The organism is Nocardia sp. NPDC003963, assembly GCF_053605105.1.
Genome location: NZ_JBSGIP010000033.1, coordinates 1 through 15,225, shown reverse-complemented (window position 1 = coordinate 15,225; position 15,225 = coordinate 1). Strand labels below are relative to the sequence as shown.

13 protein-coding genes, 1 rRNA gene and 1 pseudogene are annotated in these 15,225 nt (G+C 68.7%); 2 read left to right on the top strand and 13 right to left on the bottom strand.

All coding sequences use genetic code 11. From position 1 onward, the window contains the following. Positions 1-26: 26 nt before the first annotated feature. The 6 genes from ACWEWT_RS29990 to steA all read right to left on the bottom strand — a co-directional run bounded on the left by ACWEWT_RS29990 (position 27) and on the right by steA (position 7,123). On the bottom strand, positions 27-932 hold the full coding sequence (locus tag ACWEWT_RS29990; RefSeq protein ID WP_452563997.1) for a segregation and condensation protein A: 906 nt from the start codon (positions 930-932) through the stop codon (positions 27-29). Beyond that, a complete protein-coding gene (locus tag ACWEWT_RS29985; protein WP_452564081.1) occupies positions 929-1,780 on the bottom strand; it encodes a ParA family protein in 852 nt (283 codons plus the stop codon). The genes ACWEWT_RS29990 and ACWEWT_RS29985 overlap by 4 nt, the downstream gene beginning before the upstream one ends. 514 nt (positions 1,781-2,294) lie before the next feature. After that, on the bottom strand, positions 2,295-3,242 hold the full coding sequence (locus ACWEWT_RS29980) for a site-specific tyrosine recombinase XerD (protein ID WP_452563995.1): 948 nt from the start codon (positions 3,240-3,242) through the stop codon (positions 2,295-2,297). Positions 3,243-3,254: 12 nt separating this feature from the next. Next, positions 3,255-3,911 (bottom strand): NUDIX domain-containing protein, encoded by a 657-nt coding sequence (locus tag ACWEWT_RS29975; RefSeq protein WP_452563993.1) that lies wholly within the window; start codon positions 3,909-3,911, stop codon positions 3,255-3,257. Next, entirely contained in the window at positions 3,908-5,635 is a 1,728-nt protein-coding gene (locus ACWEWT_RS29970) for a CTP synthase (protein ID WP_452563991.1), read from the bottom strand. The genes ACWEWT_RS29975 and ACWEWT_RS29970 overlap by 4 nt, the downstream gene beginning before the upstream one ends. A 276-nt stretch (positions 5,636-5,911) precedes the next feature. Continuing rightward, positions 5,912-7,123: a putative cytokinetic ring protein SteA gene (gene steA / locus ACWEWT_RS29965; protein ID WP_452563989.1), complete on the bottom strand. Its 1,212-nt coding sequence runs from the start codon at positions 7,121-7,123 to the stop codon at positions 5,912-5,914. Positions 7,124-7,293: 170 nt separating this feature from the next. On the opposite strand from steA, the gene ACWEWT_RS29960 reads away from it, so the two are divergent. Next, positions 7,294-7,713: an SRPBCC family protein gene (locus ACWEWT_RS29960; RefSeq protein ID WP_452563988.1), complete on the top strand. Its 420-nt coding sequence runs from the start codon at positions 7,294-7,296 to the stop codon at positions 7,711-7,713. Positions 7,714-7,888: 175 nt separating this feature from the next. On the opposite strand, the gene recN is transcribed toward ACWEWT_RS29960, so the two are convergent. From recN to ACWEWT_RS29935, 5 genes are read right to left on the bottom strand one after another with little or no spacing between them, the layout of a single operon-like run. Further along, a complete protein-coding gene (recN, locus tag ACWEWT_RS29955) occupies positions 7,889-9,661 on the bottom strand; it encodes a DNA repair protein RecN (protein ID WP_452563987.1) in 1,773 nt (590 codons plus the stop codon). Next, a complete protein-coding gene (locus tag ACWEWT_RS29950; protein ID WP_452563985.1) occupies positions 9,639-10,613 on the bottom strand; it encodes an NAD kinase in 975 nt (324 codons plus the stop codon). Before ACWEWT_RS29950 ends, recN begins: the two co-directional genes overlap by 23 nt. Next, complete coding sequence (locus tag ACWEWT_RS29945) at positions 10,610-11,431, bottom strand: TlyA family RNA methyltransferase (protein ID WP_452563983.1); 822 nt, start codon at positions 11,429-11,431, stop codon at positions 10,610-10,612. The genes ACWEWT_RS29950 and ACWEWT_RS29945 overlap by 4 nt, the downstream gene beginning before the upstream one ends. Position 11,432: 1 nt before the next feature. Further along, on the bottom strand, positions 11,433-11,714 hold the full coding sequence (locus tag ACWEWT_RS29940; protein WP_452563982.1) for a hypothetical protein: 282 nt from the start codon (positions 11,712-11,714) through the stop codon (positions 11,433-11,435). 13 nt (positions 11,715-11,727) lie between these two features. Further along, entirely contained in the window at positions 11,728-12,627 is a 900-nt protein-coding gene (locus ACWEWT_RS29935; RefSeq protein WP_452563980.1) for an HAD-IIA family hydrolase, read from the bottom strand. Positions 12,628-12,950: 323 nt separating this feature from the next. Here ACWEWT_RS29935 and ACWEWT_RS29930 point away from each other — a divergent pair, with 323 nt between their 5' ends. Then, positions 12,951-13,439: a GyrI-like domain-containing protein gene (locus tag ACWEWT_RS29930; protein ID WP_452563978.1), complete on the top strand. Its 489-nt coding sequence runs from the start codon at positions 12,951-12,953 to the stop codon at positions 13,437-13,439. Positions 13,440-13,448: 9 nt separating this feature from the next. On the opposite strand, the pseudogene ACWEWT_RS29925 reads toward ACWEWT_RS29930, so the two are convergent. Continuing rightward, positions 13,449-14,408 (bottom strand): annotated as a pseudogene (locus ACWEWT_RS29925) (tetratricopeptide repeat protein); the annotation flags it as partial. A 726-nt stretch (positions 14,409-15,134) separates the two neighbouring features. Beyond that, positions 15,135-15,225, bottom strand: a 5S ribosomal RNA gene (gene rrf, locus ACWEWT_RS29920); the annotation flags it as partial.

Here is a 15,225-nt window from a genome sequence, read left to right as displayed (position 1 = left end):
ATCGATCCCGCTCATGCGGTATCGCATCATCCGTAGTCCTCTTCGATGGCCACCGGCGCGGCACCGCCTTCCTCGTCGTCACCGATCCAGCGCACCGCGAGCGGGCCCAGCGGGTCGGGCTGGTCGAACTCGATCGTCTTACCCCGATACAGCTCGAGCAAAGCCAGGAACCGCGCAACGATCTGGATCGGCGCCGCGCAATCGGCCACCAGATCGGCGAAAGTGGTCCACACCCCCACACCGCGAGCACGCAATCGCTCCAGCACCAGCGTCGCCTGTTCGGCCACCGATATCGAATGCGCGTGCAAATGGTCCAGCCCCACGGTCGGCACCGGACGGGGCCGGAACGCCGCCGCCGCGATATCGGCGAAACCGGCCGCGTCCACGCCGAGATTCACCTCCGGCAGCAGGCTCGCGAACCGGTCCTCCAAGCCCACACTGCGCGGATAACGCCGCAGTGCGGCCGCCTCCAACTCCGCCAGCAACTCGGCGACCTGTTTGAACGCCCGATACTGCAGCAGCCGGGCGAACAGCAGATCCCTGGCCTCGAGCAGTTCCAGATCCTCGGGGTCGGTCACCTCCCCCGAGGGCAGCAGCCGGGCGGCCTTCAGGTCCAGCAGGGTCGCGGCCACCACCAGGAACTCGGTGGTCTGATCCAGGATCTTGTCCGTACGCAGCGAATTACCCGGCTGGTTCAAACTCGCGGTCAACGCCTTGGTATAGGCGATGAACTCGTCGGTGACCCTGTGCAAGGCCACCTCGGTCACATCGAGCCGACGTTGCGAGATCAACTGCAACAGCAGGTCGAACGGGCCCTCGAAATTGCTCAACCGCAGATGGAAACCGGACTTCTCCGATTCCGTCCCCGACGCCTCCACGGGCGGGGCCGGTTCGCTGCTCGTCGACGGTGCGGGCCGGGTCGGCCCGCTCACCGACCGGACCGGTGGATGACTTCCCGTGCCATCGCCCGATACGCCTCGGCACCACTGGACTTCGGTGCCCACGTGGTGATCGGTTCACCGGCGACACTGGCATCCGGGAACCGGACCGTCCGCGCGATCGCGGTGTCGTACACCAGTTCGCCGAAGACCTCCACCACCCGCGCCATCACCTGACGGGAATGCAGCAGGCGGGCATCGAACATGGTCACGACGATGCCGTACAGGCTCAACCGCGGGTTCAACCGGTCTCGCACCTTCTCGACGGTGTCGTTGAGCAGGGCCAGCCCGCGCAACGAGAAGTACTCGCACTCCATCGGAATGATCACGCCGTCGGAGCAGGCGAGCGCGTTCACGGTGAGCAGCCCGAGCGAAGGCTGGCAATCGATGAGGATGTAGTCGTAGCGGTCGCGGATCGGTTCCAGCGCGCGCCCCAGCGACTGCTCCCGGCCCACCTCGTTCACCAACTGGATCTCCGCCGCCGACAGATCGATATTGCTCGGCAGCAGATCCAGATTCTCGACCTTGGTCTGCATCAGGACGTCATCGGCGGAGACCGGGGTCCCGATGAGCAGATTGTGCACGGTCTGATCCAGATCGTGATGCGCCACACCGAGACCCGCGGACAGCGCCCCCTGCGGATCGAGATCCACCAGCAGTACCCGGCGGCCGTACTCGGCCAGCGCCGCACCCAGATTGATGGTCGAAGTGGTCTTCCCGACCCCGCCCTTCTGGTTGCACATGGCCACAATGAGCGCATTGCCCTCGTGCGACGGATCGGGCGGATCCGGAACCTGGCGCAAGGGCCGCCCCGTCGGCCCGAGGGCAGCGTCGGCGGGCACGGGTTCGGGACCCGCGCCCCATACAGACGCGGCGCGATCGTCGCTCTCGGCGCCCTTGGGCGAGTCCGCCGATCCGGCTGTCGTCACGATCCGCTGCTCCTTATACGTTTCCTTACCCGTCCGTCACCTCGTAGAGCGTAACGAGGCCGATCAAGGCACGGTCTCGCTTTCGCCACGGTCCGGCTAGTCCTAGACGCTACCGGTTGACTGCGCTCGAGCGCGGCGTGTAGGCACGGCGTGTTCGTCGCAAGACCTGGACCAGCCGGTATCGACCGTCACCGGGATAACCGAAGACACCGAAACGTTACTGTATTTTCGGCGTCGTCTCCGGCGCCGCAGGGGTGGGGCCCTATCAACCCCGGTTCTTCACACGGCTACTGGAGAGGACCGCCGGGGCCGCGCCACCATCGGAGGTCGTGTCGATACCGGCCGCGGTCGTGCTCATCGACGAGGCGGCCCGGGACCGGCAGCTCGAACAGGTGGCTGGTCGATCGCCAGGTCCGGCTCCGGCGACTCATCTGGCGCGGGGATGTGCTGTGGCCCAGACCTCGCGCAGTGTTCCCACGGTGACCAGGGTGTAGATCTGTGTGGTGGTGACCGAGGCGTGGCCCAGGAGTTCCTGGACTACCCGGACGTCGGCACCGCCGTCGAGCAGGTGGGTGGCGAAGGAATGCCGCAACGTATGCGGCGACACGGTGGCGGTGATCCCGGCATGGTCGGCCGCCCGCTGCAGGACCTGCCAGGCGCTCTGCCGGGAGAGCCGGCCGCCGCGGACGTTCAGGAACAGCGCGGCCGCGGCACCGGGGGTGTACCGCCCGGCGCGTGCCCGGGCCGCGAGGACCGGACGACCGCGCACCAGGTAGGCGTCCACCGCGGCCAGTGCGGGGCGACCGACCGGGACGATCCGCTGTCTACCGCCTTTGCCGCGTAGTACGACCGCCCGGTCGTCGAGGGCGAGGTCGTCGATATCGAGACCGACGGTTTCGGAGATCCGGGCGCCGGTCGAATAGAGCAGTTCCAGCAGCGCCCGGTCGCGCAGTCCGCGGGCCGCCGCCTCACCACCGGTTCCGGCGCCGGCGTCGGCCGCCTCCAGCAACCGCAGCACCTGGTCCACCGGTAATGCCTTGGGGAGCCGCCGGCCCACCATCGGTGGTTTCACCGCATGGGCGACATCGGCGTTCGTCAGTCCCTCGGCCGCCGCGAAACGGTGCAGTCCCCGCACCGCGATCAGTGCCCGCGCCACCGATCCCGGCGCCAGCGGCGGATGCTCCGCACCACCGGCGCGTAGTGCGACGGCGAATTCGCCGATATCGGTTTCGGTGACGGATCCGAGGCCGGTGACGCCGCGTTCGCTCAGGAACTCCCGATAGCGTGCCAGGTCCCGCCGGTACGCGGAGAGGGTGCTGCGTGCGGCACCCCGCTCCACTGCCAGGTGGTCCAGGAAGATATCGACCTCCCGCACCGTCGACCCCGGTCAGTCCGTATTCGGCTGCGCGGCCTGCCGGCGCAGCAGTGCGTCCGGCTGGCCCGGCCACGCCGCGTCGGCCGGGCGCAACGGGATATCCGCGGCCGCGGACGCGCTCAGCGCCAGCAGTCCGGCCACTGCGGTGGCGTTCACGATCGTGCCGGCCAGTGCCGCGCGGACCGCCTCGGCGACCGGCATACGCACCAGCTCCAGGTCGGCTTCCTCGTGTTCGGGTGTCGGGCGTTCGGTCTCGGAGAGCCCGCGCGCCAGATACACCCGCAGCGCCTCGTCGGTGAAACCCGGCGACAACGCCACATCCACCAGTACCGACCAATCCCGGGCGGCGAGCCCGGTCTCCTCGGCCAGTTCGCGCCGGGCGGCGGCCAGCGGGTCCTCACCGGCGATATCGATGAGCCCGGCCGGGAGTTCGAGCAGTCGCTCCCCGAGGGGATGGCGGTACTGCCGGATCAGCACCACCTGTCCGTCGTCGTCCACCGCGACCACCGCGACCGCACCGTGGTGTTCGACCACTTCGCGTTCCGCGATCCGTCCGTCCGGCATCTCCACCCGGTCGACCCGCAACGCCAGGATCGCACCCGAGTACACCACCCGGCTGTCCACCGTCGTGAAGGCGTGACTCCCGGGAGCCGGGTTCGCGGACGTCACGAAACCCGCTCGGAGGTACCGGCCAGTTCCTGCTCGCCGGGGATATCGACCGGCAGCCGTTCGGCCAGCTTGTAGCGCAGCGCGGCGGCGATGAGTTCGGCGAACAGCGGATGCGGCCGGGTCGGGCGACTCTTGAGCTCCGGATGGGCCTGGGTGCCCACGAAGAAGGGATGGATCTCGGCGGGCAGCTCCACGAACTCCACCAGATGCCCGTCGGGCGAGGTACCGCTGAATCGCAACCCGCTGGAGGCGATCTTGTCGCGGTAGGCGTTGTTCACCTCGTAGCGGTGCCGGTGCCGTTCGGAGACCTCGGTGGCGTGGTAGGCCCGGGCCACCACGGAACCCTTCTCCAGGACGGCCGGATAGGCACCGAGCCGCATGGTGCCACCCAGATCGGCCTCCCCGGCCACGGCCTGTTCCTGATCGGCCATGGTCGAGATCACCGGATGTTCGGTCTCGGGCTCGAACTCGGCCGAGTTGGCGTCGGTGAGACCCACCGACCGCGCGGCTTCGATGACCATGCACTGCAGTCCGAGGCATAACCCGAGAAGCGGCAGCCCGCGGGTCCGGGCATGGTGGATGGCTCCGACTTTGCCCTCGATACCCCGGATCCCGAAACCACCCGGAATGAGAACCGCGTCCACATCGCGCAGGGCGGCCTGCGCGCCGGCCGGGGTCTCGCAGTCGTCGGACTGCACCCAGCGCAGTTTCACTTTCGCCCGGTGCGCGAAACCACCGGCACGCAGGGCCTCGGTGACCGACAGGTAGGCGTCGGGCAGGTCCACGTACTTACCGACCAGCGCGACCTCCACCGTCTCCCGCGGCGTGTGCACCCGGTCGAGCAGATCACCCCAGATCGTCCAGTCCACATCCCGGAACGGCAGCCCGAGCTTGCGCACGACATAGGCGTCGAGCGCCTCGCGGTGCAGCACCTTCGGGATGTCGTAGATCGACGGCGCGTCCGGCGTGGAGATACACGCGTCGACCTCCACGTCGCACATCAGCGCGATCTTGTTCTTCAGACCGGCCGGGACCTCGCGGTCACAGCGCAGGATCAGCGCGTCGGGCTGGATACCGATACTGCGCAGGGCCGCCACCGAATGCTGGGTGGGTTTGGTCTTGAGCTCCCCCGAGGGCGCCAGATACGGAACCAGCGAAACGTGCAGGAAGAAGACATTGTCGCGGCCGACATCGTGGCGGATCTGGCGGGCCGCTTCGAGGAACGGCTGGGATTCGATGTCACCGACGGTGCCGCCGATCTCGGTGATCACCACATCCGGCTCCTGCCCCTGCAGGTCGGGACCGCGCATGGCCAGGACGCGCGCCTTGATCTCATCGGTGATGTGCGGGATGACCTGCACGGTATCGCCCAGATATTCGCCGCGGCGTTCCTTGGCGATCACCGACGAGTACACCTGACCGGTGGTGACGTTGGCGTCCCGGGAGAGGTCCCGGTCGAGGAAGCGTTCGTAGTGCCCCACATCGAGGTCGGTCTCGGCCCCGTCCTCGGTCACGAACACCTCGCCGTGCTGGAACGGGTTCATGGTGCCGGGATCGACGTTCAAATAGGGGTCGAGCTTCTGCATGGTGACCCGTAGTCCCCGCGCGGTCAGCAACTGACCGAGGCTGGAGGCGGTGAGACCCTTACCGAGTGAGGAGGCGACGCCACCGCTGACGAAGATATGTTTGGTGGCTGCCCGCGCCTGAATCCGTGTATGACCCACGGGTCTTCACGGTAACACGAAAGCCGGGACGACGATCGACCGCCACTCCCGGTTAACCATCCGATCGCCGTACGGACCCGAGCCCGTGACAGAAAATCCGGACCGAAGACCGATTACACCGGCCCCGGAGGTACCACCGGCCACTTCTTTAACAGGCCGACGCATCATCCGGTGGGATTTCACGGATTCGTCACAATGCTGCGTGATTGCGCGCGGACGCCGGATACTGCCCGGTCGGCATCACACCCGATCCCGGCAGCACTCACCGTGTCCCGCTCACTGCGGCCGGTTCAGCATCTCCCGCGCCCACAGGTCCGCCCGGTGCAGCCAGTCCTGCGCGAGGGTGAGTACGTCACTTCCGTGCCCGGCGGCCAGCACCGCCACGATCAATACGGCCAGTGCCGCCAGGACCGACAGTGCCATCATCGCCCCGGAGACCCGGCTCCGATACAGCGTGGCCACCGCGGTGGCATCCATGAGCGTGCCGCCGACCTTGAGACGAGTGAGGAAAGTCGCGGGATTGCTCGCGCGGCGGCCCCGGTCGAAGAACTCCTCGAGCGATGCGGCCGCGCCCGCGGTGACGATGAGCGCGGCACCGTGATGGTGCGCCAGCAACAGTGCCAGATCCGCGGGCGTCCCGGAGCACGGAAAGGTGATCGCGCCGATGCCCAGTTCCTTGACCCGGTCCAGGCCTTCGGCGTAACCGTCGATTTCCGCCGGGACGATCAACTCGGCGCGACCGGTGAGGGTTTTGGCGCTGAGTTCGTCGGGGTTGGCCACGATCAGGTCCAGCCGGTGGCCGGCACTGCGCACCGCCTCCGCACCCTGTCCGACCCCGATGACGACCGGGCCGTACTCCTTGATGAAGGGTTTGAGTTTTTTCAGATCCTCGACGTAGCCGGGTCCGTCACCGACCACGACCACCGGTCGGCCGGACATGTCCAGCTCCGGGTCGGGCACCCCGATACCGTCCATGAGCAGTGACGATTCGGTGCGCACGAATTCCAGCGCGTCACCGGCGAACGATTCGAGATGAGCGGCGAGCCCGATCCGCGCCTCCGACAACCGTTCGGCCACGCCGCTCTCGTCGAGTTCGAGACATTCCACCAGCACCTCCGGCCCGCGCCGGGTGAGGCGGTCCGCGTAGACCACACCGTTCTCGATCCGCACCTTCGCGCCGTCCTTGATCCGGCCGAAGGCATCGGAGGTGACCGTGTCCAGCAGCAAGACCCCCCCGGCCACCAGCAGCTCGGGTCCCGGATTGGGATAGCGGCCGGAGATCGAGGGCGAGGTGTTCACCACCGCCGCCACCCCGGCCGCGAGCAGCCGGTCGGCAGTGACCTGGTCCAGGTCCATTTCGTCGAGGACCGCGATATCACCCGGTTCCACCCGGTCGAGTAGCCGCCGGGTATCGCGGTCGACCCGGGCGATGCCGGTCCGGCCGGGCAGCGTCTCCGAATTCTTCGACAGCAGCGCCAGCATCCTCATGCAGCGATGATGGCCGCAAACCCTCAACCATTGGTGGAGACACGCCGCTGGTCGATACCCTTCGGCTATCGGACGGTTACCGGACTGCGTCGCCGGGGCGCGCCGCGACCCGGAAATCCCCTGCCGGGCGCCGTAAGCTGCCCGAGACAGCTATACGAAGAGGAGTCTCCATGGCCAGCACCACCGTCGATACCGTGATCGCCGCCCCGCGCGCGACCGTGTACCGGCTGTTCGCCGACCGCGAGAGCATCGACCCGTTCCTTGCGGTGAACGTGACGCTCGTCAAGCCGGGCACCACCGAACGCGAGGGCGTCGGCGCACAGCACAAGATCGGTATCGGTCCGGTCGGGGTGGTCGAGGAGATCACCGCGCTGGTCCCGAACGAACGCATGGAGTACAAGATCGTCAAAGGCGCGCCGGTGAAAAGCCATACCGGCGTCATCACCTTCGCCGACGCCGGCGACGGCACCCAGGTCTCCTACACGATGACCTCGGACCCCTCGGTTCCCGTTCCGTCGAAGGTTCTGGAATTCGGTCTCAAAGGCCTGATCAACCAGTTCCTCGCCGCCGCGCGCAAAGCCGTCGACTGACCCCTCGCCGCGATATTCGGAGCAGCGCCGGCGCGGGAAGGGGCTGCTCCGGTGCACGTGGAGAACTCGCCCCACCCGCCGAGCCATCGGCACCTTCCGAGTCTCGGGCCCCGCCGGGCCGAGACTCGACGACCGAACTCCAGGGTCCGGAGCCACACCGCGCCGGACCACTCGGTCAGTAGGCCGCCATCCGCTCGGCGCGCGCGGTGTTCAGCAGTTCCCAGGCGTGCGCACGGCCGGTTTCGGTGTCGTCGAGTCCGGCGAGCATGCGCGCGAGCTCCACGATCCGCTCGTCCTGGGTGAGCGCCCGGACCCCCGAATTCACGGCACCGTCGCCGTCGTCGGATTTGTTGACCACCAGATGCGTATCGGCGAACGCCGCCACCTGCGCCAGATGCGTCACCACGATCACCTGATGCGTGCGCGCCAGCCGGGCCAGCCGCCGCCCGATCTCGACCGCCGCCCGGCCACCGACACCGGCGTCGACCTCGTCGAAAACCATGGTCGCCCCGTGCTCGGCGCCCGCCAGCACCACCTCCAGCGCCAGCATCACCCGGGAGAGCTCACCGCCGGAAGCACTTTTGCTCAACGGCAGTGACTGCGCACCGGAATGCGCGGCCAGCCGGAACTCCACCTCGTCCACCCCGGCGGGCCCGGCATGCAGTTCGACCCCGTCGACCAGCAGCGGCGCCGAATCCTGCGCCCCGGCCGGCAGCGGCCGCACCTCCACCTCCAGCCGCGCCTTACCCATGGCGAGACCGCTCAATTCCTCGGTCACCGCCGCCCCGAGCTCACCCGCCGCCGCGGTCCGGGCCTCCGACAGCTTCACCGCGGCGGTCCGGACCCGGTCGGCGCCCGCCTCCACCTCGGCCGTCAGGGCAGCGAGGGTCTCCTCCGAGACATCGAGCGAATCCAGCCGGGTGCGCGCCTCATCCGCCCACGCGATCACACCGTCGATATCGGGCGCGTACTTGCGGGTCAGCGATTTCAGCTCGGCCTGCCGCGACAGCATGGATTCCAGGGCGCCGGGGTCCGACGGCAGATCCGACAGATATCCGCTCAGTTCCGTGGTCAGGTCCACCACCACCGCGATCGCCTCCGCCAGGCGCGGCGACAACGCGGCGAGAGCCGGGTCCTCGGCACCCTCCACCCGGGACCGGGCGACCCCCAGCGCGTCCAGCGCGCCGGTACCTTCACCGGGATTATCGGCCGGGCCGGCGAGCGCCTCGTGCGCGGTGGCCGCCGCCTCCCGCAGCGAATCCAGATCGCTGAGCCGCCGGATCTCCGCGACCAGCCGCTCGTCCTCGCCCGGCTCCGGTGCGACGGCGTCGATTTCGGCCAGCGACTGGGTGAGCCGTTCGGCTTCGGCTGCCATCTCCCGGCCGCGCGCGGTCCGCTCCAGCAGCGAGGTCCGGGCATCCAGCCAGGCGCGGCGATGTTCGGCATATTCGTGCAGCAGCGGCCCCACTGTCGCGTCGGCGAACTGGTCCAGCGCGTGCAACTGCTGTTCGGGCCGTTGTAATCGCAACTGGTCGTTCTGGCCGTGCACAGTGAGCATGGGCGCGGTGAAATCGGCCAGTACCGACGCCGGTACCCCGCGACCACCGAGATGAGCACGAGACCGCCCGTCGCTGCCGACGGTGCGGATCGCGATCACCGTACCGTCGTCGTCGGCGACGGCCGCCGCCGATTCCAGCACCCGCTCGGCTTCACCGCGCGCGGCATCGTTCACCTCGTCCAGAGTGAACCTGCCCTCCACCACCGCGCGATTCGCACCGAGCCGGACCCGCCCGGCATCGGCGCGCGCACCACTCAGCAGGTGCAGACTGGTGACCACCATCGTCTTGCCCGCCCCGGTTTCCCCGGTGAGCACAGTCAGCCCTTCGTGGAATTGCGCGGTGGCCGTCGAGATGACGCCCAGTCCGTCAATTCTTATCTCTGTCAGCACGTGTGCCCTCCGTTCGCCGCCGGCCCCGCCAACCCGTTACCGGCAGCTCGAACTTGCGCACCATCCGATCCGCGAACGGCGCGGAATCCAGCCGCACCCACCGCACCGGCTCGGCACCCCGGACCGCTTCGACCCGGCCGCCGCGCGGTAGTGCGAGGGTGCGCCTGCCATCCAGGAAAACTATCGCATCGTGGCCGGTGGCAACGGATTCGACTGCGATCCGTGAATCCGGGCTGGTCACCAGGGGACGAGCGAACAACGCGTGCGCATTACTCGGAATCACCAGCAGCGCTTCCAGTTCCGGCCACACCACCGGACCGCCCGCGGAGAAAGCATACGCCGTCGAACCGGTAGGGGTCGCGACAAGAATCCCGTCACAACCGTAGGAGGACACCGGGCGCCCGTCCACTTCGAGCACCACCTCGAGAACACCCATCCGGGCCGCGTTCTCGATACTGGCCTCGTTCAACGCCCAGCCCGTTTCGATGATCTCGTCGTCGAGCCGGACATTGACATCGAGAGTCATCCGCTCCTCGATGCGGTAGTCACGGCGAACGACCTGCGCGAGCGCCTCGTCCAGATTCTCCGCTTCGGCCTCGGTGAGGAATCCGATCCGGCCCAGGTTGATACCGAGTACCGGAACCGTGACGTGCCGGGCCAGTTCCGCGGCCCGCAGCAACGTACCGTCACCGCCGAGGGCCAGCACCATCTCACAGCCCAGTGCCGCGTCCGGTTCATGAGCGACCACCTGCACCGGGTATCCGCACGGATCGGTGAACGGCTCGATATCGGCGTCGAACCGAGTGCTGTAGGCCTCGTCGGCCAGCACCCGCAACCCGATCCCGGCCTCCGCGCAGATCTTCGCGACACGATGCGCGGTCTCGCTGATCTCGGCGCGGCCGGGATGGGAGACCAGCAGAATCTCCCGCTGCCGCGATACCTCCGTATTCACTGCGGCCCCTCCTCGACTGCGCGCCGCACCAGCGCCCCCACCTCGTCGGCGGACAGGCTCCCCGATTCGTCGCGGCGCAGCCACAGAAAGTATTCGACATTGCCCGACGGGCCGGGCAACGGGCTGGCCACCACACCCCGGGTGTGCAGGCCGAGATCCGCGGCCGCGGCGGCCACCGAACAGACCGCGTCGGCGCGCAGCACCGGATCGCGTACCACCCCACCGGAGCCCACGCGTTCCTTGCCGACCTCGAACTGCGGTTTCACCATCGGCAGCAGATCGGCGCCCGGCACCACACAATCGGCCAGGGCGGGCAGCACCAGCGTCAGCGCGATGAACGAGAGATCGGCGACCACCAGATCCACCGGGCCACCGATATCGGCGGCGGTCAGCTTGCGCACATTGGTGCGATCGTGCACCCGCACCCGTTCATCGGTACGCAGCCGCCAGACCAGCTGTCCGTAACCGACATCGACAGCCACCACTTCACGCGCATCCCGGCTCAGCAGTACATCGGTGAAACCGCCGGTCGATGCCCCCGCGTCCAGGCACCGCCGTCCCGCGACCCGCAGCCCCTCCGGTTCGAACGCCTCCAGCGCGCCCAGGAGTTTGTGCGCCCCGCGCGATGCCCAGGCGACCTCGTCGATCTGCTCCTTGACCAGCAGAGGTGTCCCGGTCTCCACCGCGGTCGCCGGTTTCACCGCGACGGTGCCGTTGATCAGCACTCGCCCCGCACCGATCAACTCCACCGCGTGTTCGCGTGACCGTGCCAGACCACGGCGGACCAGTTCCGCGTCCACCCGCGCCCGCCTGGCCACCTCAGATCTTGTCCACCGTGGCCAGTGCCTGCACCAGCACCTCGTGTGCCTGATCCAGGATGTGCGCACGGCGGGCCAGATCGGTGCCGACGGATGCCTCCCCGATGTCACCGGTATCCGGCGCGGGGCCGAGCTCGGCTAGCAGGTCACGGACCTCGGCACGAATCCGGTCGGGATCTGCGGGTTCACCGGCCCCGGCCGGCCCGGGCAGATGGCGGCCGGGCAGCGGCACCCCGGGCCGGGCGGTACCGGGCGGGTTCGGGCGAGGAGTCGGGGTAGTCATCGTGAGCCCAACGCTATCGGATTTCCGAACGTGGCGCGCGTACCGCCAGCGCCCGCCCGGGATGCGCACGCAGCGCCGCACGCACTGCGCCCGGGTCGATACGGCCCGGCACCGGGGGCCGATCGAGCGCATCGAGGCTGTCGGCGATATAGGTGGGCAGCTCTTCCTCGGGCAGACCGGCGAGGTCGTCCACAGTACTGACTCCGGTCAGTACCAGGAGCGAGTCCAGTTCCACATTCTGGGCACCGGAGATATCGGTATCGAGCCGATCGCCCACCACCAGGGCCGCACGGGTCCCGGACCGGATCAGCGCGTCCTCGAGCAACGGCGGATACGGTTTGCCCGCGACCACCGGTTCCCGATCGGTAGCCGCCCGCAGCGCCGCGACCATCGCTCCGTTACCGGGTGCGAGACCGCGTTCGTTCGGCAATGTCCGGTCGGTATTGGCCGCCACCCACACCGCGCCCGCCCGCACCGCGTACGACGCCTCCGCCAGATCCGGCCAGGCTGTCTGTGGCGAATGTCCTTGGACAACCGCCGCCACGGTATCCGTTGTGCGGCGCACCGGTTTCAGACCGGCCGATTCGACCTCTGCCGCGAGATCGTCGGACCCGACGACCAGAACCTCCGATCCCGGCGCGAGACGTTCGGCCAGCAGCCGGCATGCCGCCTGGGCACTGGTCACCACATCCGCCTCCGCGGCGGGATAACCCAATTCGGACAGATGAGCCGCCACAGCGGTGGCCGCTCGGCTCGCGTTGTTGGTGACATAGACCAGTCGCTGTGTGCCGCCCGCCAGTGCCTCGGGCGCACCGTCGATCACCGCGGGCCCTCGGTACAGGGTCCCGTCCAGATCCAGCAGCAGCGCCTCGTACCCGTCCCGCAACCGCCGCGTCTCATTCGCTTCCCGCACACCCGGACCCTACGTCCTACCCCCGACGCCCAGAACACCCGCTCGGCTGTGCCTCCGCTCATCCACCACGCCGAAGCCCGTGCCCTGTCCACCATGACGGCCTCGGTATCCGAATTTCGCTCCCGCGATGAGCAGGACAGTGCACACGATCCCGTATCCGTCCGGAACGGCAAAATCTCAGGAACAGCCGCAAGCCGTCGCTCGCCCAGTTCCGTGCCGGAGGCGATTCCCGTTCCGGCGCGCGATGAATTCCACCAACGAAAGGCGTCCAACATCTCAGAGACATCCGCCGTAGCGGACAGACCATTTCGTGGAGGACACCTGTGGCCGTAGACCCGATCGATCACCCGACCGAACCCGAACTACTCGAGATCGCCGAAACGATGACGGCCGTCGTCCGTGGCACGGTGACGCCGGAACAGACCGTCTCGTTCTTCGATACCTCGTTCGGTCTGTTACCGCCCGCGATCGCCGCGCAGGCAGCGGTGATCACGGGACCCGCTCTGTCGCTGTGGGGAGCCGAGCCGGCGGAGTCCACCGAACTCGAAGTGGGCTTCCCCGTGGACCGCCGGATCGAACCCGACGGTCCGGTCGTCCCCGGCCGGCTCCCCGCGGGCCGCATCGCCCGAGTGATACACCGGGGCGGTTTCGATACGCTCGGCGTCACCTGGGGCCGTCTGCACACCTGGATCACCGACCAGGGCCTGGTCCCGGCGGCCGACCGCTGGGAGGTCTATCTCACCGAACCGAACCCTCGGATGGACCCGGCCGATCTGCGTACCGAACTCAATTGGACGGTGACGCCGTCCTGACGGCTGCGGTCAGGCTTCGCCGGTCAGTTCGGCCGCCCGCTCCTCGGCATCGGTTTCACCGTCCAGATCGGCAGCGGCCGCATTGAAGAACCACGTCAGCCCCTCCTCGGTACGACCGGCCGCGACCAGTGCGTCGGCATAGGCGTAGAAGAGCCGCGCGGGCCCCGAACCGGTCCGGGCGGGGTCGAGGTCGGAGGTCTGCAGGGTCACCACGGCCTGGTCGTACTGGCCGAGGTCCATCCGCGCACCCGCGACCACGATCCGTAGTTCTATCGCTTCGTCCCCGGTGAGAGCCCGGCCTTCGTCACTCCGACCGATTTCGATGGCCCGCTCGGGCCGGCCGAGCCCGCGCTCACAGTCCGCCATCACCGCCAGCAGGCCGGAACCACCCGCCATCCGCCGCGCCGCACGCAGCTCGGACAGGGCTTCGGCCCATTCCCCCGCGTGATAGGCGACGACACCCGCGGTTTCGCGGACCACCGCGATCCGGCCGGCGCGCTGGCGCGCGGCACGCGCATGGGCGAGCGCCCGCTGCGGATCGTCGTCGAGTAATTGCGCAGCCATAGCCAAATGCCTGGACACGGTCTCCGCGTTGCCCTTGTCCAGGCTCAGCAGATCCCGCCGGACCGAGGTATCGAGATCGGCGGCCTGGACCTCATCGGGCAGATCCGGCTCGTCCGGTCGCGGAGGCCGGCGATCGACCCCGCGTCCGCCACCTTCACCACCGCGCCGACGCGGTCCCCCGCTCTCCCCGCCGCTGCGGGGGAAGTTCGCCGAGTCTTTGCTGCCGCCCCCGGCCGGCTCGATACGGTCCCGGCGCGGCCGATCCGCGCCGCCGTCGGGCCGATCCGTCGCACCGCGCCCACCGGAGCCACGGTCGGGCCGATCGCTCGTACCCCGCCCGCCGAAACGACGGTCGTCCGCGCCACGATCCCTTCGTTCCGCCGGACCGCGTCCGCCGACACGGCGATCATCGGCACCGGCACGACTATCCGCGCGTCCGACGCTGCCCCGATGATCCCGGCCTCGATCGGCATCGCCGGAGGCAGGGCGGCCCTGGGACCGGAAATCTCCGCGCTCCCGCGTTCCGTAATCCCGCTTATCGCCTTCCGGGCGTGACTGTGAACGGGGACCGCGCGAACGATTATCTTCCCAGCCCGGCCGGCGGGCCTCGGCCCGGAAACCGGTCCGGCCGCCGGCTCGATCGGCACCGCGCTCACGCTGCGCCGCCGACCCTGCTCGATCGTCGCGACCGCCTCGGTCGGACCGCTGCGCGCCGCGCGGGCGGTCATCACCGAACCGGTTGCCCCCGGAGCCCGGGCGTCCGCGGCCCTCGCCGCGGGGGTCGGATTCACGGTTGCGGTGTTCATCGCCGCGTTTTTCGTCGTCACGACGGAACCCGCCACGGCCGGAATCGCTCCTACCGGCCGATTCGCCGCCCGCACGCTCGCCTTCGCTGCGACGGAAGCCGGAGGTAGGCCCGGAAGAATTGCGCCGGAACGGTTTCCGTCCATCGTTCTGTTCCGGCACGGCGGGTCCCTCTCTCGGTGACAAGACTGAATCGAATGTGGCGCTGATGCGGTGCCCACCCGGGAATGACGAAGCACCAGCCCCACCGAGTTTACGGGTCCACGGCACCCTGGGCAGAAACAAAGGTAGGGGACCCATAAATGGGTCCCCTACCTCGAATGTATGTTCCGGCGGTGTCCTACTCTCCCACACCCTGTCGAGTGCAGTACCATCGGCGCTGGCAGGCTTAGCTTCCGGGTTCGGAATGGGACCGGGC